Below are 23,606 nucleotides of genomic sequence, written 5' to 3' on the forward strand. Positions count from 1 at the left end.
CGACGAAATATAGGGGCCTTCATGGCAAACCTGAAAGAACTCAAAGGGCGGATCAACTCGGTCAAATCGACCCAGAAGATCACCAAGGCCAAGAAAATGGTCGCAGCCGCGAAGCTGCGCAAGGCGCAGGCGGCTGCCGAAGCCGCGCGTCCTTATGCCGAACGCCTCGAAGGCGTCGTCGCCAGCCTCGCATCGAAGGTCGGCGGGTCGGACAGCGCGCCGAAGCTGCTCGCGGGCACCGGCAAGAGCGACACGCACCTGCTCGTCGTGCTCAACAGCGACCGCGGCCTCGCCGGCGCGTTCAACTCGAACATCGTCAAGGCAGCGCGCGACAAGGCGCTCGAGCTGCAGGCCGAGGGCAAGAAGGTTCTCTTCTACCTGATCGGCCGCAAGGGCCGTCCGGTCATCGCACGCCTGTTCGCGGGTCAGATCACCGAACTTTACGAGACAACCGGCATCCGCGACATCGGCTTCGACCAGGCGCACGAGGTTTCGGCCAAGGTCATGGAGATGTACGAAGCCGGCGTGTTCGACGTCGCGCATCTCTTCTATTCGAAGTTCCGCTCGGCGCTCCTCCAGGTCGCGACCGGCCAGCAGCTGATCCCCGTTCCCGCGCCTGTAGACGTTCCGGCATCCGGCGGCGCCGCGGTCGAATATGAACCCGACGAAGAAGCGATCCTCGCCGATCTGCTCCCGCGCAACATCACCATCCAGATCTTCAAGGGCATCCTTGAAAACGCCGCGTCCGAACAGGGCGCGTCGATGACCGCGATGGACAACGCAACGCGCAACGCGGGCGACCTGATCAACAAGCTGACCATCATCTACAACCGCACGCGTCAGGCGGCGATCACGACCGAACTCATCGAAATCATCGCTGGCGCCGAAGCGCTGTAAGCTATCCAAGCAAGGAAGAAACCAATGGCAACCGCACCCTCTGCCGAGAAGAAGGCACCCGCCAAGAAGGCCGCTGCCCCCAAGGCTGCTGCGCCGAAGAAGGCCGCCGCTCCCAAGGCTGCCAGCACCGGCACCGCCACGGGCCGCATCGCACAGGTCATCGGCGCCGTCGTCGACGTCCAGTTCACCGGAACGCTGCCCGCGATTCTGAACGCGCTCGAAACCGACAACAACGGCAACCGTCTTGTCCTCGAAGTCGCGCAGCACCTCGGCGAGAACACCGTTCGCACCATCGCGATGGACGCAACCGACGGCCTGACCCGCGGCCAGCCCGTCACCGACACCGGCGCGCAGATTTCGGTGCCCGTCGGCCCGCAGACGCTCGGCCGCATCCTCAACGTCATCGGCGAGCCGATCGATGAACGCGGCCCGGTGAACGCCACCGCCACCGCGCCGATCCACGCCAAGGCTCCCGAATTCGTCGACCAGTCGACCGAAAGCAGCATCCTTGTCACCGGCATCAAGGTCATCGACCTGATCGCGCCTTACGCGAAGGGCGGCAAGATCGGCCTGTTCGGCGGCGCTGGCGTCGGCAAGACCGTTCTCATCCAGGAACTGATCAACAACATCGCCAAAGGCCATGGCGGTACGTCGGTGTTCGCGGGCGTCGGTGAACGCACCCGCGAAGGCAATGATCTCTATCACGAATTCCTCGATGCCGGCGTTATCGCCAAGGACAAGGACGGCAACCCGACCCCCGAGGGTTCAAAGGTTGCGCTCGTGTTCGGCCAGATGAACGAACCCCCGGGCGCCCGCGCCCGCGTCGCGCTCTCGGGCCTGACGATCGCCGAATATTTCCGCGACCAGGAGGGCCAGGACGTGCTCTTCTTCGTCGACAACATCTTCCGCTTTACCCAGGCGGGTTCGGAAGTGTCGGCACTGCTCGGCCGTATTCCGTCGGCCGTGGGTTACCAGCCGACGCTGTCGACCGACATGGGCGCGCTGCAGGAACGCATCACCTCGACGAACAAGGGCTCGATCACCTCGGTGCAGGCCATCTACGTTCCCGCGGATGACCTTACCGACCCGGCGCCGGCGACCTCTTTCGCTCACTTGGACGCGACGACGACGCTGAACCGCGCGATTTCGGAACTCGGCATCTATCCGGCGGTCGATCCGCTCGATTCGACCAGCCGCGTGCTGACCGCCGCGATCGTCGGCCAGGAGCATTATGAAACCGCCCGCCGCGTTCAGGAAACGCTGCAGAAGTATAAGTCGCTTCAGGACATCATCGCGATTCTCGGCATGGACGAGCTTTCGGAAGAAGATAAGCTGGTCGTCGCGCGCGCGCGCAAGATCCAGCGTTTCCTGTCGCAGCCGTTCCACGTCGCCGAAGTCTTCACCAACATCCCCGGCAAGTTCGTGGCGATCGAAGACACGGTGAAATCGTTCAAGGCGGTGGTCGATGGCGAATATGACCATCTGCCCGAAGCGGCCTTCTACATGGTCGGCGGCATCGACGAAGCGGTCGCCAAGGCCGCGAAGCTCGCCGAAGACGCATAAGTGATTAAGTCCCTCCCCTTCTGGGGAGGGGTTTGAGGAATAGAAGATGGCCCTGAAGTTCGAACTCGTCACCCCCGCCCGCCTCGAGCGGTCGATCGACGTCCATATGGTCACCGTACCTGGCAGCGAAGGTGATTTTTCGGTGCTCGAAGGCCATGCGCCGTTCATGGCGACGCTGCGCAACGGGCCGCTGACCATCTATGCGACCGCGGGCGCCGCGCCCGAGGTGATCGAGGTCGAGGGCGGCTTTGCCGAGGTGAACGAGGCCGGCCTGACCGTTCTGGCCGAGCATATCGCAAGCTGATTGCTTCCGCCGTCCACGGCGATCAAAGCCCGCATCCCTCTGGATGCGGGCTTTTTTTTATGCCCGGCGCGCATTGGCCCGGCGCATTAGGACAATGTCAAAGTTTCCGGTTTATTCACCGTATCGGATGGGGGCTCGCCAGAAAGCGGCGAGGCTCCGAGATATGGAAGCAGGATAAACCGATGAGTGCATTCGGACGCCGACCCGGAACCGCTGGCCGCCCCGCCTTTGGCGTGGCCAAGCCGATGCAGGGTGGATCGGGCGTGCCCGGCGGCAACCAGTTCCCCGCGATCGAGACGCCCGTCGAAATCCCGCAGATGCCGTCGAACATGACGCCCGAAGAAGAGGCGATGGAGCGACTGAACCAGCGTTCGACCGCCGAGGCGATGGAGCCCGAAAAAGCGCAAGGGTTCGAAGCCAGCGTCCACAAGATCAAGGAACAGGTGCTGCCGCGCCTGCTCGAACGCGTCGACCCCGAAGCCGCGGCGACGCTCAACAAGGACGAGCTGACCGAGGAATTCCGTCCGATCATTCTCGAAGTGCTCGCTGAGCTGCGAATCACTCTAAACCGCCGCGAACAATTCGCGCTTGAAAAGGTGCTCGTCGACGAACTGCTCGGTTTCGGGCCGCTCGAGGAATTGCTCGCCGACCCCGATATCAGCGACATCATGGTGAACGGACCGTATCAGACCTATATCGAACGCAAGGGCCAGCTGGTCATCGCGCCGATCCAGTTCCGCGACGAGCAGCACCTGTTCCAGATCGCACAGCGCATCTGCAACCTCGTCGGTCGCCGCGTCGACCAGACCACGCCGCTCGCCGACGCCCGTCTCAAGGACGGCAGCCGCGTCAACGTCATCGTCCCGCCGCTCAGCTTGCGCGGTACCGCGATCTCGATTCGTAAATTCTCGGCCAAGCCGATCACGCTCGACATGCTCTGCCAATGGGGCGCGATGAGCCAGAAGATGTGCACCGCGCTGAAAATCGCGGGCGCCAGCCGTTTCAACATCGTCATCTCGGGCGGCACGGGTTCGGGTAAGACGACGATGCTCAACGCGCTGTCGAAGATGATCGACCCCGGCGAACGCGTGCTGACGATCGAGGACGCCGCCGAACTTCGCCTGCAACAGCCGCACTGGCTGCCGCTCGAAACGCGCCCCGCGAACCTTGAGGGCAATGGCGCGATCCACATGGGCGACCTTGTGAAGAACGCGCTGCGTATGCGCCCCGACCGCATCATCATGGGCGAGGTTCGCGGCGCGGAGTGTTTCGACCTTCTCGCCGCGATGAACACGGGTCACGACGGCTCGATGTGTACGCTCCACAGCAACTCGCCCCGCGAATGCCTCGGCCGTATGGAGAATATGGTGCTGATGGGCGACATCAAGATTCCGAAGGAAGCGATCTCGAAACAGATCGCCGATTCGGTCGACCTGATCGTCCAGATCAAGCGCCTGCGCGACGGGTCGCGCCGTGTCACCAACGTCACCGAGGTGATCGGTATGGAAGGCGACGTCATCGTCACGCAGGAACTCTTCAAGTTTGAATATCTCGACGAGGACAAGGACGGCAAGATCGTCGGCGAATATCGCGCGATGGGCCTGCGTCCCTATACGCTGGAAAAAGCGCGCCAATATGGCTTCGATCAGCCCTATCTCGAGGCGTGCCTGTAAGCTCGAACCCTCTCCCCTTGGGGGAGAGGGATGCGCAGACTTGGCAGCTTTGCTGCCTAGTCGAAGCTGGGTGAGGGTTCGGGGCGTAGCGCGCGAAAGCTGCGGCAGAGACCATCATCCCACTCCGCCTGATCGCTTCGCGACAAGGCTCCATGTCTTTCTCCCTCAAGGGGAGAAGGTTTTTATTTCCCCGCCAGCCAGAACGCCGTCGCGAACAGCGCGACGGCGGCCGACGCGAGCGCGATCCCGCGCCACGGCATGAATCCGACATTGTCGACGTCGCGGCGGTTGTTGCGGCGCCAGCTGGCAACCTCGGCAATGCCGAACAGCACTGCGGCTCCGATACCAACCAGCATGGACACTTGCATTACCGCGCATCCCTTCGCAAACAGGGCTTTCCCCTGGAGAGAGGTGCCCATATGCGTTCCCTGTTATTGCTTGCAAGTGCCGCCGCCCTGATCGCCGTCCCCGCTGCCGCGATGCAGCATGACGCGCACGCGAACCACAAGGCGCACGATGCCATCACCGCCGCCGTCGCCGCCCCCACCCGCACGGCAACAAACACGCCGCGCGACACATATCGCCACCCCGCCGAAACGCTCGCTTTTTTCGGTGTGGAGCCCAGCGACACGGTGGTCGAACTGTGGCCCGGCGGCGGCTGGTACACCGAAATCCTCGCCCCGCTCGCCAAGTCCGGCGGCGGCACGCTCTATGTCGCGGCACCGTGGGAACGCGGCCTCAATCGGATCAAGGAAAAGCAGACCGCCGACGCGGCCACCTATGGCGCGGTCAAGCTCGCCGAGTTTCCGGGCACGGGTGCGGGGTCAAAGGTTCCCGACGGCAGCGCCGATGTCGTGCTGACCTTCCGCAACGTCCACAACTGGCGCTTCGGTGGCACCGACAAGGCGGCCGACGCGTTCAAGCAAATCTTCGCGATGCTGAAGCCAGGCGGCACGCTCGGCGTTGTCGAGCACCGGCTGAACGAAAGCGACGATAGCGCGAAGGAAGAAAAGTCGGGCTATATGAAGAAAAGCTCGATCGTCGCTTTCGCCGAAGCCGCGGGCTTCAAGCTGGCGGGCGAGAGCGAGATCAACGCCAATCCCAAGGACACCAAGGATTATCCCAAGGGCGTCTGGACGCTGCCGCCGAACCTGACCGAAGGCGACACCGACCGCGCAAAATACGTCGCGATCGGCGAATCGGACCGTATGACGCTGAAATTCGTGAAGCCCGCGAGCTGAAACACTTCGATTCCATCGATCCGGCGCTGCTGCTCAGCGCCTATGCGCAGGGCATTTTTCCGATGGCCGACGGGGCGGATGACCCGTCGGTCCATTGGGTTGAACCGCGGCTGCGCGCCATCCTGCCCTTGGATGGCTTTCACCTTTCGCACAGCCTGAAAAAGGTGATCGTGTCTGACCGTTTTCGCGTGACCACCGACACCGCATTCGCCGAGATGGTCGCGCTCTGCGCCGCGCCCGCCAACGACCGGCCGACGACGTGGATCAACCCGGTGATTCGCGCGAGCTACGACCGATTGTTCCAGCTTGGCCACGCGCACAGCGTCGAATGCTGGCAGGGCGACGAGCTTGTCGGCGGGCTTTACGGCGTCACACTCGGCCGCGCCTTTTTCGGCGAATCGATGGTCAGCCGCGCGCGCGACGCATCGAAGGTCGCGCTCGCGCACCTCGTCGCGCGGCTGATCGCCGGCGACTGGAAATTGCTTGATTGCCAGTTCATCACCGCGCACCTCGCCAGCCTCGGCGCGATCGAAATCCGCCAGGCCGATTATCTTGCGCGACTCTATTCGGTGTTGGCGGGAGGCGATGGCGCAGCCGCGGGCGCCGGAACGACCGGCGGGGCGACGGGCGTTGCCGCGCCCTCGCCGCCATTCGTCGCGGGCGACTGGGGTGCACTCGACGCCTTGGGCGCCGCCGCCGCACCCGCCTTCGGCGCCGAACGCGCGACGGGTTCGCCGCCCGGATATGTCATCGCACAGCTTTTGACGAAGACGTCATAAATCGGGTGCTGGATGACATTGCGGTCGGGCCGTTCGCGGAAAATCCAGCCCGAAAAGACGCGGCGCCATTTGTCGTCGCGCTGATCCTGCACCGTCAACTGCACGAACGCGCCCGTCTCGGGCGGATCTTCCCATGGCGCGGTTTGTTCGCACGCGCGCAGCCGCACGATCGCACGGCCGACCCGCGCGACATCGCCCGGCTTCATTTCGATGTCACGGACCAGCCCGTTGCGCTTGTTGAGCAGGCCGACGACGGCGACGCGATCGGCCATCGGGGTCGCCCCCTCGATGCCGCCGACTTCCTGCGGCACCCGTTCGGATTTGGCGATCTGCGGCGCCTTCGCGCTACCGCCGACGTTGTTGGATGGCGTCCGGTCGCAGGCAGCGAGCGTGGCGGCGGCCATCGCCGCCAGCCCCAGCGTCGCGGTCAGCCTGGGCACCGCAGCGCTCACTCGGCGCCGGGCCGCCAGGCCTCATAATCGCCGGTCGCGGCGGCGCGCTGGCCACCCCGCTCGAGCGCGCCGGCGGGGCGATAGGCGCCCGTGCTGCCGGTCATATTCGCGGTGGGTTCCTTCTCCCACGCGCGCGGTGCGGGAAGCATATCGGTCGGTAGTTCGTCGAAGGTGCCGTGCAGCCAGCCATGCCATTCGGGGGGCACGCGGCTCGCGTCGTTCGATCCGTTATAGAGCACCCAGCGACGGCCGCCCTTTTTCGCACGGAAGTAACGGTTGCCGAGGCTGTCCTCGCCCACCTTCGTGCCGGTGCTCCAGCTGTTCAGCAGGGTGCCGACGGTCGCACCGTCCCACCAGGTAAAAATCTTGCCCAAGATGCTCATGGCCGTGGCGTTTACAGGCAAGGGCGCGCGGTCCGCAAGCCGCAAACCGCGCGGCGCACCGCTATTTCGTATCTTTCCAGGTGATCTTTGACGTCTCGTCGATCCCGAGCCGCGCCGCGGTGCCCCCGGGCAGTTCGAGCACCGCCGATACCTCGCCGCCGCTCGCCACGGGCTCGATCGATTCGGGGATGGTGTTTTCGGCGATACGGTCGATGCTACCGTCGGCTCGGATGAAGATCATATCGAGCGGAATCAGCGTGTTCTTCATCCAGAAGGTCGCAATCCGAGGCTTCTTTAACGGAAAGATCATCCCGCCGTCGGCGGGCAGGCTGGTGCGGAACATCAGCCCGCGATCCTGTTCTTCTTCGGTGCGCGCGACCTCGACGTTGAACTTGTGCGTTGTGCCCGCCGCCGCGATCGTCGCGACAGCCGCCTCCTCGCTCACATCCCTGCTGCACGCCGCCATCGGCAGCGCGAGCGACACAGCAAGGGCGATTAAGAGGGCACGCATCGTCAAATCCTTGTCCGGTGAATTTGCCGGACCTAATCGAGCATTGCTTCATCGTCCAGCATCGCCAGAACCGCCTCGTCCCCGGGCGGGACGGCGAGGATGCGCCGCGCGATCGTCATGCTGTGCCCCGCGCGCAAAAAGGCGGCGATTTGCCGTTCGCGCAGCTTCGGATCGTCGGTCGCGTTGACGGCAAAGGGACCGAACCGTCGGCGCCGGGCGAATCCGATCGCGGCCGTCATCGCGGCCCCCTTCGCCGTCTCGATCGCCTCGCCGCTGTCTTTCGCGGCAATTCCGTCGACATACAGCTGCGCCTTGACGCGCCGCACGCCCAGGCCGCGCCGCGTCATCGCGCCCGCGCGCATCGCGGCATATTGGCGGTCGTCGAGATAACGCAATTGTTCCATCCGGTCGGCCACCGCTTCGCACGCCGCCATGGCGTCAATTTCGTCTATCCATTCGGATTCACGCACTTTTCTGGAAAGATAGCGCGTCAGTTTCGCCCGACTCGTCGCGAATCGCGCGACATAGGCGAGCGCCAATTCGTCGAGCCGCGCGGCGCCGAGAGGCCTTTTCGATCGGTCGGATGGGGCGCGGCGGTTGGCCATATGCCATGTTTGTGCCACAGTCGGGCCCGATTGAGAACGATCAACACCGCCATATCGGGCCATAAGGCCCGGAAATGGGCGATTGTTCTAACAACTCAGGGCTCGCGCACATCCTATGGCTTCAAAAGATGACATGCTTGTTGCCGCGCGGCCCGTTTCAAGGGATGTCGCACCCCCTATGACCCAGATCATCGAAACACCGGCCGACGAACTGACGTCGACGCCGACCTTCTGCGCCCAGCCGCGCCGCTTTTCGGACTTCGCCACCGTGGGCGAAGCGCTCGACTATGCCGCGGAGGGCACGCGCGGGCTGAATTTCCACGATCCGCGCGGCAAACTCGTGCGCCCCTATCCGTACAGCGAACTCAAGGCCGATTCGCTCAGCGCCGCCTATCGCCTGATCGCCGCGGGCGTGAAGCCCGGCGACCGCATCGCGCTGATCGCCGAAACCGGCGCAGAGTTCGCCGCGCTCTTCTTTGGCACCATCTACGCCGGCGCATGGCCGGTGCCGCTGCCGCTGCCGACCAGCTTCGGCGGCCGCGATAGCTATGTCGGCCAGCTCGTCGTCCAGCTTTCGAGCTGCGACCCCACGATGCTCTTCTTCCCGCCCGAAATCGCCGCGATGGCGGTCGAGGCGGCCGAGAAGGAAGGCGTCGCGCCGATGGATTGGAGCGAGTTCGCCGCGCGTCCGGCGCCCGTCGCCGACTTGCCCGAGCAGAAATCCGATGAGACATGCTATCTCCAGTACAGCAGCGGCTCGACGCGCTTCCCCCACGGCGTCGCGGTCACCCACGCCGCGCTGCTCAACAATCTCGCCGCGCACAGCCATGGCATGGAGCTTCAGGACAGCGACCGCTGCATTTCGTGGCTGCCCTGGTACCACGACATGGGCCTTGTCGGCTGCCTGCTCTCGCCCGTCGCGAACCAGGTGTCGGTCGATTACCTCAAGACCGAGGATTTCGCCCGCCGTCCGCTCGCCTGGCTCGACCTGATCAGCCGGAACGAAGGCACGACGCTCAGCTATTCGCCGACCTTCGGCTACGACATCTGTTCGCGCCGCGTGTCGAGCCAGACGCATGTCGCCGACCGTTTCGACCTGTCGCGCTGGCGCGTCGCGGGCAATGGCGCCGATATGATTCGCCCCGACGTGATGCAAAGCTTCGTCGACGCCTTTGCCGACGCGGGCTTCAAGGCCAGCGCCTTTCTGCCAAGCTACGGCCTCGCCGAAGCGACGCTTGCGGTCAGCATCATGCCGCCGGGCGAAGGCATCGTCGTCGAACTGGTCGAGGAAACCGAGCTGTCGGGCGCCGCGAATGATTCGGGCCGCCCGACGCGTTATCGCGCGATCGTCAACTGCGGCCGCGCCGCGCGCGACATGGTGATCGAGGTCCGCGACGAAAATGGCAAGCCGCTGCCCGACCAGACCGTCGGCAAAGTGTGGTGCACCGGCCCGTCGCTGATGACCGGCTATTTTCGCGACCCCGAATCGACCGCCGCCTGCATGAAGGACGGCTGGCTCGACACCGGCGATATGGGCTATTTATCAGATGGTTACATCTATATCGTTGGCCGCGCCAAGGACATGATCATCATCAACGGCAAGAATCACTGGCCGCAGGATATCGAGTGGGCCGTCGAGCAGCTTCCGGGCTTCAAATCGGGCGATATCGCGGCCTTCGCGATCACCGCGCCTGGCGGCGAAGAAACCCCCGCGGTGCTCGTCCAGTGCCGCACCAGCGACGACGCCGAACGCCTCGCGCTGCGCGAAACGATTCGCGACCGCGTTCGCGCGATCACCGGCATGAACTGCCTCATCGAACTGATCCCGCCGCGCACGCTGCCGCGGACCAGTTCGGGCAAACTCAGCCGATCAAAGGCGCGCGCGCAGTATCTGGCCGGGGAAATTCAGCCTTTCGCGATAGCGGCCTGATCAACACGCTGAACGGCAGCGATTTTCCCGTCCGGCCGCGCGACAGAAACGCCTTTGGAAAAGGGCCGATAGTTACCTTCGGGTAATACCCGCGCGCTAAACAGGGCGCGTGAAAAGCCTGTTGACCGATCCTGTCGATGCCGAAGTCATTCCTGCGCGGACCCTGTTGGGGCTGGGACCGCGCAATCAGGACATCGGCAACCTCCGCCAGCTCCAGCTCGCGCCGCTTCGCGGCCGCGGGTCGCTGCGCCTGGTCATGGGCATGGGGATGGCGCTGGTCGCGGCCTTTACGATGATCCTCAGCGTGCCGTTGCCCGTCGCGGCCGGCTGGCTCGGCGCCGCGTTGCTCTTTGGCCTGTGGTCGTTCAACCAGTTTCGCAATATGCCATTCGGCGACCCGAAGCTTTCGGGGGTCGCCGAACACCGGCTGTGTACGCGTCACGCGCTCTATTCGGCGGTGCTCTGGGGCTCGCCCTTCTGGCTGCAGGGGTTGTCGCCGACGCTCGACCATGTGCTGTCGATGTGGACGATCGCGGTGCTGATGATGGTGACGCTGTCGATCGTCGCGCACAGCGTCCCGCTAGCCTGCGTATTGTTCATCGCCCCCGTCACCCTGTCGGCGGCGGTCGCGCTCGTGCGCGCCGGGGCGCCGCAGCTCGCGGGCGTGGCGCTGGTCGCCGGGCTTTTGCTCTGCGCCTTCTGCGTCCGCTTTGCGCAGAGCCATATCCGCTTCCGCCGGGCAGAGGAGACGCTGCACGAAAAGACCGAAACGGTGAGCCTGCTGCTGCGCGAATTCGAGGAAACCTCGGCCGACTGGCTGTGGCAGACCGACAACAGCCGCCGCCTCGTCCATGTTTCGCCGCGCCTCGCCTTTGCACTCGGCGGCACTGCCGAACGGCTCGAGGGCGTCCCGCTGTTGCAGGCACTGTCGGGCGATGCCTGGGAAACTGGCCTCTTCCCCAAAAGCCTGCACGACATGGCCGAACGGATGAAGCGTCGCGAAAGCTTTTCGAACCTGATCGTGCCGGTGACGATCGGCGGCATGCCGCGCTGGTGGGAACTCTCCGCCTCGCCGCGCCTCGACGAGACGGGCAAGTTCCTCGGCTTCCGCGGCGTCGGTTCGGACGTCACCGAAAAGCGTGCGACCGCCGAACAGATCGCGAAGATGGCGCGCTTCGACAATCTGACCGGCCTGCCCAATCGCCTCAGCCTCAACGAAGACCTTGCCCGCGCGCTGAACCACGCGCTCGACGCCAAGTCGCGCTGCGCGTTGCTGATGATCGACCTCGACCGGTTCAAGGCGGTCAACGATACGCTGGGCCACCCCGTCGGCGACAAATTGCTCGCGCAGGTCGCGGCGCGGCTCAAGGGCCTGATGGAACGCGGCATGACATGCGGGCGCCTCGGCGGCGACGAATTCGCCGTGGTGCTCCACAATGTCGCGTCGGCGGATGCCGCCGAAGAGCTCGCGCAGCGGCTGATCACGACGATCAGCCGGCCCTATGTGGTCGACAATCACCAGCTCTTCGTCGGTGCCAGCATCGGCTTCGCGATGGGGCCGCAGGACGGCGCGACGGTCGAAACGCTCACCCGCAACGCCGACCTTGCGCTCTATAAATCCAAGGACAAGGGCGGCAACGTCGTCGCCGGCTATGTCGCATCCTTGCACGCGCAGGCCGAGGAACGGCGCGTGATGGAGCAGGAATTGCGCGGCGCGCTCGAACGCGGCGAATTCGAACTTTATTACCAGCCGGTGGTGACCGCGGCCGACGGCACGCTCAATGGTTTCGAGGCGCTGATCCGCTGGCAGAATAAGAAGCTCGGCAATGTCTCGCCCGGCCGCTTCATCCCGCTCGCCGAAGATGCGCGCCTGATCTCGCCGATCGGCGAATGGGTACTCCGCACCGCGTGCCACGAAGCGATGAAATGGCCGTCGAACCTGAAGGTCGCGATCAACGTCTCGGCCGACCAGCTCACCGACCCCAGCTTCGCCTCGGTCGTCGTCTCGGCGCTCGCGCAGAGCGGGCTTTCGCCGCAGCGACTGGAAATCGAAGTCACCGAAAGCGTCTTCCTGCGCGACGGCGGCGGCGCGGCGCAGCTGCTCGACCAGCTGATCGGGCTCGGCATCCGTCTCAGCCTCGACGATTTCGGCACCGGCTATTCGTCGCTCGGCTATCTGCGAAAGACGCAATTCTCCACGATCAAGGTCGACCGCAGCTTCGTCGTCGGCGCGGCGAAGGGCAGCATCGAATCGATCGCGATCATCCGCGCCGTCGTCGCGCTCGCCGACAGCCTCGGCATGTCGACCACCGCCGAGGGCGCCGAAACCGAGCTCGAAGTCGATACGATCCGTGCGATGGGGTGCAGCAACATCCAGGGCTATTATTACGGGCGCCCAATGCCCGCGAGCGACGTCCTCACCCTGTTCCGTGCGCCCGAAGCCGCGGACAGTGCCGCTGCCTGACGGCGGGTTGAATGAGGGTTCGCCTGTCGGCGACGGAGCGAACCGCCCGCACGACGAATTGAACGTCTTAACAAATGGTTCCCCCATCCATCGCATGACAGACGCGACTCGTCGCGAGACGGGTGGTGGACGGCGCAGGACATGGCAAAGACCCTCCAACGCTTGAAGACAAGCCTCGGGGGTCGCATTTTTCATGATCTATCGTCGTTACCTGGCTGCCGCCATCGCGTCTGTGATGATGGTCACTGGCATGCTCGCCAGCGTCCCCGCCGCGGCAAAGGGCTATCTGCAATGCGTCCCCTTCGCCCGCGCCGAATCGGGCGTCGAAATCCGCGGCAATGCCAAAACCTGGTGGTCGCAGGCGGCCGGCACATATGAACGCGGCGGAGAACCTCGTCAGGGTGCCGTGATGGCGTTCGCGGGCACCGGCGGCATGCCGATGGGCCATGTTGCCGTCGTCAAGAAAATCGTCAGCGACCGCGAAATCCTGATCGACCATGCCAATTGGTCGCCGATAGGCGGCCGCCGCGGCCAAATCGAGCGTAACGTCCGCGTCGTCGACGTTAGCGATGCCGGCGACTGGAGCATGGTCCGCGTCTGGTACGCTCCGATCGGCGACCTTGGCCTGCGCGCCAACCCGGTGCAGGGCTTCATCTATGCCGATGGCGAAGCCGGCGCACCGAACAAGGCGCCCAGCTTCAAGGCGCCCGTCTGGGCGCAGAACGACTGGAAACCCGGCAACGACCTCGAATTCGTCGCCGCCTCGCTCGGCCAGTAAGCCGCACCAACATTTGGCAATCGCCAACGCGCACAAAGAAAGCCCCGGATCGCCTCCGGGGCTTCTTTTATGCGCCGTGAAGCAGTGTGTTTAGGCGTCGTCGCCTTCGCCGGCGGCAGCGGTGTCTTCGAACCAGGCCTCGACCTCGCCCGACAGCTTGATCGTCATCGCCTGACCGAAACGGTCCTTCGACTTGCCCGCGGCGACGCGGATCCAGCCTTCGGAGATCGAATATTCCTCGACGTCGGTGCGCTCCTTGCCCTTGAAGCGGATTCCGATGCCGCGCTGCAGCACTTCCATATCGAAATGGGGCGAGCGCGGATTGGTCGACATGCGGTCGGGGGGCGTATCGGTCATGACTATAATTCCCAAAAAATGATGGCGCGGCCCTAGCTGGACCGCGCCATCATCGTCAATCGTTGAGACGCGGCACCGAGGGACCGGTGCCGCGACCTCAAGCCTAGAACCCGGCCTTCAACGTGACGAAAAACTGCTGCGGCGCACCTGCCAACAGCGTCTGGGCATCGCCGCTGTTCGCAAAGCCGTTCGTCCCCATCGTCGATACATATTCCTTGTCGAACAGGTTCGTCGCATTCGCCTGGATCGAGATGCGGTCGTTCAGGCGATAGCCGATGCTGGCATCGACGATCACGAAGCCGCCGACCTCGGCGTCATTCTCATAGGAATAATAGCGTTTCGACGTGTAGTTGGCTCCGGCGCGCACAAAGAAATCGCCATTGTCCCACGTGATCTCGCCCTTCGCGAGATGCTTGGGCGAATTGACCACCGTCTTGCCCGCGGTCGCCGCGACGACTGCGCCCGCGGCGGTCACGACGTCGTCCTGATATTCGGAGTCGTTATACGCATAGGAGGCGAAGAGCGAGAGTTCGGGGGTGACGCGGAACGTCCCCGCCGCCTCAACGCCCCACGAACGGACGTCGCCGACGTTGCTGAGGATCGCGGGGTTGCCCTGAATGCCCGACCCGTTGGCGAAAGCGATAATGCGGTCCTTGAAGTCGACATAATAGCCCGCGATCACGCCCTGGAAACGCGACGCTTTGGTGCGGAAACCAAGCTCGTAAGTGGTCGAAGTTTCGGGTTTCAGGTCGAGCGCGTCGAAGCCCGCCTGCGTCGTCGCAAAGGGTCCGCCCGTCGCCGACGATTCGAAGGCGCGGATATTTTCGGTATAGCTCGCGAACAGCTCATTATCGTCGTTCAGGCGATAGAGCAGGCCCGCCTGCGGCAGGAACCAGTCCTTCGCCTCGGTCGTCCCCGACGCCAGCCCGCCGCTGACGACCGGGGTCGCGCGATTGGTGACGCGCAGCCCCTTCCAGCCCGCATTGATCTGGAAGCTGCCGAGGTCGAGTGTGTCCTGCACATGATATTGCAGCGTCTGGGTGTTGAAATCGAACTCCCACTGCGTCGCCAGCGGATCCTTCGGGAATTTCAGGCTGCCGCGGCTCGGCGCGCCCGTCGTGTCGGCCAGCCCATAGAAGCGCCGCGCCTGGTTGAAGGCGTTGTCCTCGTACCACATGCCGATTTCGAACTTGTTGTCGCCGACCTCGAACAGGCTGGAGGTGACGATGCCATAACGTTCGATATCATATTCGGTGGTGCGGATCGTCATCGGCGCGCCGCCCGGCGTAGTCACATAGGGCGTGAACCACAGGCCGCGGCCCTTGTTGCCATGATAATAGCCCATCGCCTTCAGCGTCCAATATTCGCCAAGCGGTGCCTCGACGCCGACCCCGGCCAGCCAGTCCTTGCGCAGACCCGCCGCGTCATAATAGGCATCGTCGACCGTCGCGACGGGCGCCGGGAAGGCCAGACCGACCCCGGCATAGGGCGCGGTGAAGGGCGTGCCGAGCGGCAGGCTGCCATTCGCGACACCCGCGTCATAAGCCGCGCGGGCGACCTGATTCTGATAGACTTTGGCGACCTGGACCGCGAGGTCCCAGTTCTTCGCATAATTGTCCCACTGATAGCCAAGGCGGCCGATCATGTCGGCGCTCAGGTCCTGATAGTCATTCTCGCGGCGGTTCGAATAGTTGACGAAGCCGAAGAACTGCCCGTCGCCGACGGGCTGGACGATCCGCGCATTGACCTGATCCTGGCGCTGGACGCCATTGCCCTTCCACTTGTCGGCATCGGCCCAGGCATAGCTCAGCGACAGGCGCGGACCGCCGGGCGCGATCTCGCCGCTGTCGATTCGCGCGAAGATACGCTTGGTCTCATCGCTGCCATAGGTGCCCGACACTTCGACGCCGAGTTCTTCGGCCGGCTGGCGCGAGAAGAATTCGATCGTGCCGCCGAGATTGCTCGTCGACGCCGCGCCCAGCGAGCCCGCGCCCTGCGCGACTTCGACGCGGCCGACATTTTCGCTGATGATCGCGCGGCTGATGTGCAGGCCGTTATGGTTGCCGTAATTCATGTCGCCGAGCGGCACGCCGTCGAGCGTGAACCCCAGCTGGTTCTGGCTGAAACCGCGGATCGAGATGCGCGCCGACCATTCATAGGCGCCGAACGGGTCGGCGGCCTGGAAATTCACCCCCGGCAGCTTGTCGATGGCCTTGAGCGGGCTGATCCCCGACACTTCGAGCGCGATATCGGCGGCGCCCAGTTCCTGTACCTGGCGTGCCTGGCCCTGACCGAGCACGACGATTTCTTCGACATCGCCGCTATCGGTCGCATCGACCGCGGCTTCCTCGGCAAAGGCAGGCGTCGCGGCAAGCACGGCGATGAAGGCAGCCCCGGCCCGCAGGCGGTTCCTCAACTGAATGGTCATGGATGAATCCCCTTTCCCCGACAGCGAAATGGCGCCGGGATCGCGGGGGCATTAGGCGGGCGATATTGCTGCGCTGCGGCGAAGGCGTGACGCCGCGATGACGGAAAAATGAAGAATCGGCGGCAATACCGACGCGCGGTCGCGGGAACCTTTAATTCAAATCAATTTAAGAAAGATTTGCCCCATTTCTGATCGAAATTCAAATGGACCAAGATGACAATCCAATAAGCGTAGAAATAATATAGTTAATCATTTTATACTGGATTAGACGAAATCCGTACATTTCGCCTAAGTTACTAATTTACAACTGAGGTTAATATCAATTAATTTCAACATAAGGGGGAACTTGTCGGTCGTTCGTGAATCTCACGCTTAGGGACCAGATCATGTACCAAGGGGACGTCTCATGTCTTTCCTCCGTCTTGAAATTAGCCCAACTCATCTCCTTCTCATTCCCGCGTGCCTCGCGCTTGCGGCCTGCGAATCCTCAGGCAGCTACCGCGTCGGCAGCGTCGGCGCGACCGGAGCAACCGGTGCCACGGGCCCGGCCGGCGCCACCGGCGCCACCGGCGCGGCAGGTCCAGCAGGTCCGGCCGGCGCGCCGGGCGGTACGCTGGGCCTGGGCGATGCCGGCGCGCTCGCGGTCGGCGGCCTTGTCGGTCCCGGCGGCGTCGCCGGCACCGGCCTGCTTGCCAACACCGGCGATCCCGCCAACGTCAATCCGGTGATCGGCGGCGTGCTCGTCAAGACGGGCGGCCTCGTCAATGTCATCGCCGACAAGGGTCTGCTCCTCGCCAGCGCGGTCGACGGCAAGGTGCCCGGCAACACCAACCTCGTCGGCACGGTCGTCGGTGTCGTCAAAAGCACCGGCGTCGCGCTTGTCCAGACGGGCAACGGCCAGCAATATCTGGTCGACGGCCTGACCGCCGCGCCCGGCCAGCTGATCACCGCGACGATCGGCAAGGCGACCGCAATCGGCAGTCCCGCCGCCTCGCCACTGATCGGGGCAAGCATCCTCTCGCCCGGCCAGAAAAACGGCAGTCTGCTGACGGTCGGCGTCGGGTCGGGCGGACAGCTTGTTACGCTCCAGCCCGGCACCGGCGGCAACCTGCTCGGCGGCGTCACGGGCGGACTGACAGGCGGCGGCACGACGGGCGGTAGCCCCGCCGGATCGCCCGTCGCGCTGGTCAGCAACGTCGTCACGACGACAACCGGCGCGCTCGCGCAAGTCGGCGGCGGCGTCACCGGAGGCACAACGGGCGGCGGCACGGCAACCGATCCCGTGACCGGCCTTGTCACCGGGGTCACCGGCACCGTCGGGGGCGTCCTTGGCGGCCTGAAACCGAAGCGCGGCAACTGAGGCCGCACCCGATGCGCAATCTGCGCTACGCCTGTGCCGCGGCGGTGGCGGGAGCCTTGCTCCTTCCCGCCGCGGCGCTCGCGGCCCAGCCCGCGGCGACGCCGCTCGACGGCCGCCCGCCCCTCGCCCCCGACCGCAGCCGCGACCCGCTTCCCGACCCCGAGGCGAAACCGCTTTCGCTCGGCAAGGTCGAACTCGGCGCACGGCCCGATGTCACCATCCGCGAAATTCGCTTCGTCGGCGCGGGCGTGCCCGCCAATGTCGGCCGCGCGGCGCAACGTTTCGTCGGCAAGCCCGCATCGGCGAACAATCTGGCGAAACTCGCCGCCGCGATGACGCGCGCCTATAACCGGTCGAGCGTCGCGCTTTTCACGCTCGTCATTCCCGAACAGGATCTGGCGGACGGCATCGTCACCGTCGCCTCGGCCGAGGGATATATCGGATCGGTCACGCTGAGCGGCGAGAGCGAGAGCGGACCCGTGCCGCTCGTGGGGAAGATGGCCGCGCCCCTCGCAGGCCAACGGCCGCTGCCCCGCGCACGTTTCGAACGCGCGCTCGGCAATATCGCCGATATTCCCGGAGTCACCGTCACCCCCTCGCTCGCGCTCGGCGGCGAACAAGGCGCGGTCGCGCTCGACCTCGCGCTCGACGCAAAGAAGCCGACCGTCGGGCTCGGCTTCACGACGCGCACGAGCCAGTTCGTCAATGACGGCATCGTCGAAGCGAACGCGCGCGGCGCCAGCCTGCTGCGCAGCGGCGACGAAACGCGGCTCACCGGCGCCGCGGCGTTGAACCTCAAATCCCTGCTCTACCTCGCCGCGAGCCATTCGACGCCGATCGGTGCGGGCGGTACGCGCGCCGAAATCTCGGGCGCGGCCTTGCGCACGAAACCCAGCGGACTCGCGCTCGACGGCGAGGCGTGGAGCGCGGGCTTCGGCGTCACGCACCCGCTGATCCGCGCGACGCGGCGGAACCTGATTGCTGCGGCGCGGATCGATTATCTCGATTCCAAAAATGCGCTCTTCGGCTCGACGATCGCCGCCGAAAGGACCTGGACCGCGAACGGCAGCCTCGCGTTCCGTCTCAGCGAAGACCGCACCGTCGTGGGCGCGCGGATCGCCGGCGCCAAGGGCCTCGATTTCGCTGGCGCGCGCGTCGACCCCGGTGTCGGCGAGGTCGGCTTTCTCTATGCCGACGCCAGCATCGAGGCAAATCAGGCGATCGGCAGGGCACTCGTCGTTCGCGCCGCCGCGACGGGGCGCTGGACGCGCGACCGCCTGCCCGCGGCGCAACGCTTCAGCGTCGGCGGCGCCACTTTTGGCCGCGCCTTCGACGACGGACTCGTCAATGGCGACCGCGGCTATGCGACCTTCGGCGAAGTCGCGCTCCGTCCGCTGCGCAGCGGCAAATTGGCGAAGAGCGAGATCTACAGCTTTGTCGATTATGCCGACGTCACTTTATTCGCGCGCACCGCGATCCCGGAAACCAACTTCCGGCTCGGCAGCTGGGGCGGCGGGGTGCGCCTATCCTATTCCGAAAATGCGACGATCGGCCTCGAACTCGCCGACGCATGGAACCAGCCGGTGCCGGGTTACGATCAGGACTGGCGCGTCGCGCTCAGCTGGAAATTGTCGCTGCGTCCGTAATGGGTGGGCCAAGCGCCGATGCCGCCGCATAGAGCTTGTCGGCGAGCGGATAGAGTTCGCGCTCCTCGCGTTCGACCCGCGTCGCCAGCAAGCCGAAGACCTCTATCGTCTCGCGGCAGAATTCGGTCCATTTGGCAGCGACGCGCCCAGCGGTCCATTTATCGTCATAGGCGACATATTCCGCCGCCAGGTCGCCCATCTCCAGTTCGAATTCGCACGTGATGTGCATCAGGTCGGCGTCGCCCGTCGCGCGCAGGCGCGGATAGAGGATCCAGTCCTCGCATTTCAGATGGCGGACCAATGTCTCGCGAAGCCGCGCGCGCGCCGACGCCAGTTCGGCCAGCCGCGCCGGCCCCGGCGCCTGGAGCAATTCGGTCACGATCCGCGCCAGCGCGATCAACGCCGCATGTTCGGCGCGCAGTCGCTCCATTTCGCGGCTCAGCGGCATGACACCTCCAGCGATATGAGCGGTCCCTCACGGCCATTTTTAAGGCACCGCAATCGGAAAGCAAATTGATATTGGATAATATCGAAACGCACGACGGGCTCATACCGGGAACCGCCCGCCGCCTTGTCCATTGTGTCTCGGGATAGCGAAAGGGAAAACCGATGGCCGCACGTGCATATTGGAAGGGTCAGATCCGGCTCGCTTTGGTGTCGATTCCGGTCGAAATCTATTCGGCGACCAAATCGGGCGCCGCGGTCACCTTTCGCCAGATCCACGAACCGAGCGGCAAGCCGATCAAATACGAAAAAATCGTGCCCGGCATCGGCGCGGTCGACCATGACGAGATCGTCAAGGGGTTCGAACTGTCGAAAGGCAATTATGTGCTGCTCGATGAGGAGGAGATCGAGGCGGTCAAGCTCGAGAGCAAGCGCACATTGGAGCTTGTCCAGTTCGTCGATACCGACGCGATCGACGTCCTCTATTATACCAAGCCCTATTATGTCGTTCCCGCCGACGAGCTCGCCGAAGAGGCCTATATCGTCCTTCGCGAAGCGCTGAAGCGCACCAAGAAGGTCGGGCTCGGCCAGCTATCGCTCCGCGGACAGGAACAGCTTGTCGCGCTGCGCCCGTGCGGGCGCGGCCTCGTGCTCGAAGTGCTGCGCTACGCCGACGAGGTGAACAAGGCGGCAAATTATTTCCGCGACGTCGGCAATGACAAGCCCGATGCCGACCTGCTCGACCTTGCCGAAACATTGATCGCCAAGAAGAGCGGCGAATTCGACGCCAGCGACTATCACAACCATTATATCGACGCGCTCAAACGCGTGATTGCCAAGAAAGCGAAGGCCAAGGGCAAGCGCGTCCTCGAAGATGTCGAGGAACCCGCTGATACCGGCCGCGGTTCGAACGTCATCGACCTGATGGCGGCGCTCAAGGCGTCGGTCGACGGCAAGAAGACCGCGCCCGCGAAGGCGGCGCCGGCCAAGAAGGCCCCGGCGAAGAAGCAGCCGGCGCGCAAGCGGGCTTAGCGCTATGGCGTTTGCGCCTTGCCTCTCTCCCTCGTTCCCCTGCGAAGGCAGGGGCCCATCACCGGGACCATCGTCGCTCCCGATCCGTTCGGTCGATTTCGACAAATCAGGTGATGGGCCCCTGCCTTCGCAGGGGCACAGAATGGTCCGGTTCTGATGCCCCGCGCCGCCGACCCGCTCGCGCAATATAACGCCAAGCGCGATTTCGCGCTGACCCCCGAACCCGCCGGCAAGGTTGAGAAAGGCGCCGGCAACCGCTTCATCGTCCAGAAGCATGACGCGACGCGGCTCCACTACGACTTGCGCCTCGAAGTCGATGGCGTGCTCAAAAGCTGGGCGGTGACCAAGGGGCCGAGCCCCGACCCCGCCGACAAGCGCCTCGCGGTGCGCACTGAAGACCATCCGATGAGCTACGCCGATTTCGAGGGCGGCATCCCCAAGGGCGAATATGGCGGCGGCACCGTGATGCTATGGGATCGCGGCACCTGGGCGCCGATTGCAGGCAAGAGCGCCAAGGATATCGACCAAGGCCATCTCCATTTCACCCTCGACGGGACACGCATGAAGGGCGAATGGCTGCTCGTCCGCATGAAACCGCGCCCCGGCGAGAAGCGCGAGAACTGGCTGCTGCGCAAAGTCGACGATGCTTTCGCCGGCGGCACCGACGATCTTGTCGGCCGCGAGCTGACGAGCATACTTACCGGCCGCACGATGGCCGAAATCGCGGGCGACGAAGGCGGCGAGCAATCGTTGAAGGGCGCCAAGGGCGCGACCTTCGCAAAGAAGATGGCCGACGCCGCCGCGCACAACAAGAAAATCGCCAAGCCTGCCGCCAAGGGCAAGCTCCCCAAATTCCGTCCGCTCCAACTCGCGACGCTCGTCGACGCCGTGCCCGGCGGCAACGGCTGGTTCCACGAGATCAAGTACGACGGATACCGCGCCGAAATCGCCGCCGCGGGATCGGACGTCCGCATCTATACCCGCAACGGTCTCGACTGGACCGACAAGTTTGCGCCCCTCGTCCGCCACATCGCCGCGCTCGACCTGCCGCCCTGCCTGATCGACGGCGAAATCGTCGCCTATGGCAAGGACGGCAATCCCGACTTCTCCTCGCTGCAAGCCGTCCTCAAGCGCGGCCATGGCGCGCAGGACGAGGGCACCGCGCTCCATCTCTTCGCCTTCGATCTCCTCGAACTGGGCGGCAAATCGCTCGCCAATCTCGGAAATCTCGAACGTAAGGAACGCCTCGAAGCCCTGCTCCGCGATGCCAAGGCGCCGATCGCGGTCGCCGATCATGTCATCGGCGCGGGCGAAAAACTCTACGAAGCGATGTGCCGCGCGGGGCAGGAAGGCATCATCTCGAAACGCGCCGACGCCGGCTATTCGGGCCGCCGCTCGAAAAATTGGTTGAAGGTCAAATGCACGCGGCGGCAGGAGTTCATTCTCGTCGGCTGGAACCCGTCGTCGGCCAAGGCGCGCCCCTTCGCCTCCTTGCTCCTCGCGCAGCGCGAGGGCGATACGCTTATCTACAAGGGCAATGTCGGCACCGGCTTCGACAGCGACACCATGGCCGACCTCGCGAAGAAATTCGCAAGGCTCGAACGCAAGACCGCGCCGCTTGACGTCGACGCCGCTGCCGCGCGCAAGGTCCATTGGCTGAGGCCCGAACTCGTCGCCGAGATCGCCTTCGCCGAATTCACCGCGAGCGGGTCGGTGCGCCACGCGAGCTTTCTTGGCCTGCGCAGCGACAAGGAGGCAAAAGACGTGACCCCCGAAAAGAAACAGCCCACCCCTACGCCTGAAAGCGACGTGACGATCAGCAGCCGCGACCGCGTGATCTTTCCCGAGGCAAAGGCGACCAAAGGCGACCTCGCGGATTACTACGGCGCGATCGCGCCGGTCATGCTCCCGCACGCCGCGCGCCGCCCGATCAGCCTCGTCCGCTGCCCGCAGGGGCGCGGCAAGAAATGCTTTTTCCAGAAGCATGACTCGGGCAGCTTCGGCGACCATGTGCTCCACGTGCCCATCAAGGAAAAGGACGGCGGGCATGAGGATTATCTCTATGTCGAGGATGCCGACGGCCTGCTCGCCTGCGTCCAGATGGGGACGATCGAGTTCCACGGCTGGGGCAGCCATGTGGATAGCCTCGAAAAGCCCGACCGCATGGTGTTCGACCTCGACCCCGACGAAGGGCTTGATTTCGCCGACGTCAAAAAAGCCGCGCTCGATATCCGCCGCCAGCTCGCCGACATCGGGCTCGTCAGCTTCGCGATGCTCTCGGGCGGCAAGGGCGTGCATGTCGTCGTCCCGCTCGATCCGGGGCACAGCTGGGACAAGCACAAGGATTTTTCGAAACGCTTTGCCGAGGCGCTGAGCATGGCCGAACCCGACCGCTTTATCGCGACGATGAGCAAGGCAAAGCGCAAGGGAAAGATCTTCATCGATTACCTCCGCAACCAGCGCGGCAGCACTGCGGTCATGCCCTATTCGGCGCGCGCACGCGAACAGGCGCCGGTCGCCGTCCCGATCGGCTGGGACGCGCTCGCCGATGTCGAAAAGGCCGGCCAGTGGACGATTAAGGATAGCGACGAGCTGCTCGCCCGCGCCGTCGGCCCCGAACTCAAGGGCTGGGGATTTGCGAACCAGACGCTTCCCGATTTCTAGCCCGGTGGGTGGCGCGCGACTCGCGCACGAGGATCGGCTAGGGAACTAAGCGACCCTCAAACAATACCAATAAAGTACCAAAATTCCGCATACAT

The 23,606-nt window shown here is 64.5% G+C and carries 20 protein-coding genes and 1 pseudogene; 13 read left to right on the plus strand and 8 right to left on the minus strand.

Features of this window, described 5'->3' with window-relative positions:
• Window positions 1-21: 21 nt before the first annotated feature.
• From SKP52_RS18300 to SKP52_RS18315, 4 genes are all read left to right on the plus strand, one after another.
• A complete protein-coding gene (locus tag SKP52_RS18300; protein ID WP_039577182.1) occupies window positions 22-897 on the plus strand; it encodes a F0F1 ATP synthase subunit gamma in 876 nt (291 codons plus the stop codon).
• Between the two features lie 24 nt (window positions 898-921).
• Window positions 922-2,460 carry a F0F1 ATP synthase subunit beta gene (atpD, locus tag SKP52_RS18305; protein WP_228383697.1) on the plus strand — a complete coding sequence of 513 codons (1,539 nt, stop codon included), beginning with the start codon at window positions 922-924 and terminating at the stop codon, window positions 2,458-2,460.
• Window positions 2,461-2,506: 46 nt separating this feature from the next.
• Complete coding sequence (locus SKP52_RS18310; protein WP_039577185.1) at window positions 2,507-2,764, plus strand: ATP synthase F1 subunit epsilon; 258 nt, start codon at window positions 2,507-2,509, stop codon at window positions 2,762-2,764.
• 182 nt (window positions 2,765-2,946) lie between these two features.
• The gene (locus tag SKP52_RS18315; protein WP_039577186.1) at window positions 2,947-4,437 is read left to right on the plus strand and encodes a CpaF family protein; all 1,491 of its coding nucleotides are present in this window, start codon (window positions 2,947-2,949) and stop codon (window positions 4,435-4,437) included.
• 182 nt (window positions 4,438-4,619) lie between these two features.
• On the opposite strand, the gene SKP52_RS26260 is transcribed toward SKP52_RS18315, so the two are convergent.
• Window positions 4,620-4,793 (minus strand): hypothetical protein, encoded by a 174-nt coding sequence (locus tag SKP52_RS26260; protein ID WP_228383698.1) that lies wholly within the window; start codon window positions 4,791-4,793, stop codon window positions 4,620-4,622.
• Window positions 4,794-4,856: 63 nt separating this feature from the next.
• Here SKP52_RS26260 and SKP52_RS18320 point away from each other — a divergent pair, with 63 nt between their 5' ends.
• Both SKP52_RS18320 and aat read left to right on the plus strand, forming a co-directional pair.
• The gene (locus SKP52_RS18320; RefSeq protein WP_039577188.1) at window positions 4,857-5,678 is read left to right on the plus strand and encodes a class I SAM-dependent methyltransferase; all 822 of its coding nucleotides are present in this window, start codon (window positions 4,857-4,859) and stop codon (window positions 5,676-5,678) included.
• Entirely contained in the window at window positions 5,675-6,457 is a 783-nt protein-coding gene (gene aat, locus SKP52_RS18325; RefSeq protein ID WP_187337303.1) for a leucyl/phenylalanyl-tRNA--protein transferase, read from the plus strand. Before SKP52_RS18320 ends, aat begins: the two co-directional genes overlap by 4 nt.
• Window positions 6,458-6,492: 35 nt before the next feature.
• Here the strand turns inward: aat and SKP52_RS27375 are convergent.
• The 4 genes and pseudogenes from SKP52_RS27375 to SKP52_RS18345 form a co-directional block, all read right to left on the minus strand.
• Window positions 6,493-6,861, minus strand: a pseudogene (locus SKP52_RS27375) (DUF2155 domain-containing protein); the annotation flags it as partial.
• 44 nt (window positions 6,862-6,905) lie between these two features.
• Window positions 6,906-7,292, minus strand: coding sequence for an NADH:ubiquinone oxidoreductase subunit NDUFA12 (locus SKP52_RS18335; RefSeq protein WP_039577193.1), 387 nt, complete (start codon window positions 7,290-7,292; stop codon window positions 6,906-6,908).
• Between the two features lie 61 nt (window positions 7,293-7,353).
• On the minus strand, window positions 7,354-7,803 hold the full coding sequence (locus tag SKP52_RS18340) for a DUF192 domain-containing protein (RefSeq protein ID WP_039577196.1): 450 nt from the start codon (window positions 7,801-7,803) through the stop codon (window positions 7,354-7,356).
• Window positions 7,804-7,835: 32 nt separating this feature from the next.
• Complete coding sequence (locus SKP52_RS18345) at window positions 7,836-8,408, minus strand: regulatory protein RecX (protein ID WP_052208520.1); 573 nt, start codon at window positions 8,406-8,408, stop codon at window positions 7,836-7,838.
• Window positions 8,409-8,586: 178 nt separating this feature from the next.
• Between SKP52_RS18345 and SKP52_RS18350 the strand changes: the two genes are divergently transcribed.
• From SKP52_RS18350 to SKP52_RS18360, 3 genes are all read left to right on the plus strand, one after another.
• Window positions 8,587-10,338, plus strand: a complete 1,752-nt coding sequence (locus SKP52_RS18350; protein WP_039577198.1) for a fatty acyl-AMP ligase — start codon at window positions 8,587-8,589, stop codon at window positions 10,336-10,338.
• A gap of 121 nt (window positions 10,339-10,459) precedes the next feature.
• The gene (locus tag SKP52_RS18355; protein ID WP_321164058.1) at window positions 10,460-12,802 is read left to right on the plus strand and encodes a putative bifunctional diguanylate cyclase/phosphodiesterase; all 2,343 of its coding nucleotides are present in this window, start codon (window positions 10,460-10,462) and stop codon (window positions 12,800-12,802) included.
• Between the two features lie 193 nt (window positions 12,803-12,995).
• Complete coding sequence (locus SKP52_RS18360; RefSeq protein ID WP_039577203.1) at window positions 12,996-13,580, plus strand: CHAP domain-containing protein; 585 nt, start codon at window positions 12,996-12,998, stop codon at window positions 13,578-13,580.
• A 90-nt stretch (window positions 13,581-13,670) separates the two neighbouring features.
• On the opposite strand, the gene SKP52_RS18365 is transcribed toward SKP52_RS18360, so the two are convergent.
• Both SKP52_RS18365 and SKP52_RS18370 read right to left on the minus strand, forming a co-directional pair.
• Complete coding sequence (locus SKP52_RS18365) at window positions 13,671-13,937, minus strand: DUF3297 family protein (protein WP_039577207.1); 267 nt, start codon at window positions 13,935-13,937, stop codon at window positions 13,671-13,673.
• 103 nt (window positions 13,938-14,040) lie between these two features.
• Window positions 14,041-16,365 (minus strand): TonB-dependent receptor, encoded by a 2,325-nt coding sequence (locus SKP52_RS18370; protein ID WP_148309186.1) that lies wholly within the window; start codon window positions 16,363-16,365, stop codon window positions 14,041-14,043.
• A 406-nt stretch (window positions 16,366-16,771) separates the two neighbouring features.
• Here SKP52_RS18370 and SKP52_RS24770 point away from each other — a divergent pair, with 406 nt between their 5' ends.
• Together SKP52_RS24770 and SKP52_RS18385 are read left to right on the plus strand one after the other, a co-directional pair.
• Entirely contained in the window at window positions 16,772-17,725 is a 954-nt protein-coding gene (locus tag SKP52_RS24770) for a hypothetical protein (protein ID WP_052208522.1), read from the plus strand.
• An 11-nt stretch (window positions 17,726-17,736) separates the two neighbouring features.
• Window positions 17,737-19,371 (plus strand): ShlB/FhaC/HecB family hemolysin secretion/activation protein, encoded by a 1,635-nt coding sequence (locus SKP52_RS18385; RefSeq protein WP_039577213.1) that lies wholly within the window; start codon window positions 17,737-17,739, stop codon window positions 19,369-19,371.
• Here SKP52_RS18385 and SKP52_RS18390 read toward each other — a convergent pair.
• On the minus strand, window positions 19,343-19,819 hold the full coding sequence (locus SKP52_RS18390; protein WP_039577215.1) for a hemerythrin domain-containing protein: 477 nt from the start codon (window positions 19,817-19,819) through the stop codon (window positions 19,343-19,345). The two genes, SKP52_RS18385 and SKP52_RS18390, sit on opposite strands and share 29 nt — an antisense overlap.
• Before the next feature lie 161 nt (window positions 19,820-19,980).
• Here SKP52_RS18390 and ku point away from each other — a divergent pair, with 161 nt between their 5' ends.
• Entirely contained in the window at window positions 19,981-20,847 is an 867-nt protein-coding gene (ku, locus tag SKP52_RS18395; protein ID WP_039577217.1) for a non-homologous end joining protein Ku, read from the plus strand.
• 156 nt (window positions 20,848-21,003) lie between these two features.
• A complete protein-coding gene (gene ligD / locus SKP52_RS18400; protein ID WP_039577220.1) occupies window positions 21,004-23,511 on the plus strand; it encodes a DNA ligase D in 2,508 nt (835 codons plus the stop codon).
• Window positions 23,512-23,606 lie beyond the last annotated feature (95 nt).

Source organism: Sphingopyxis fribergensis, from assembly GCF_000803645.1.
Lineage (GTDB): Bacteria > Pseudomonadota > Alphaproteobacteria > Sphingomonadales > Sphingomonadaceae > Sphingopyxis > Sphingopyxis fribergensis.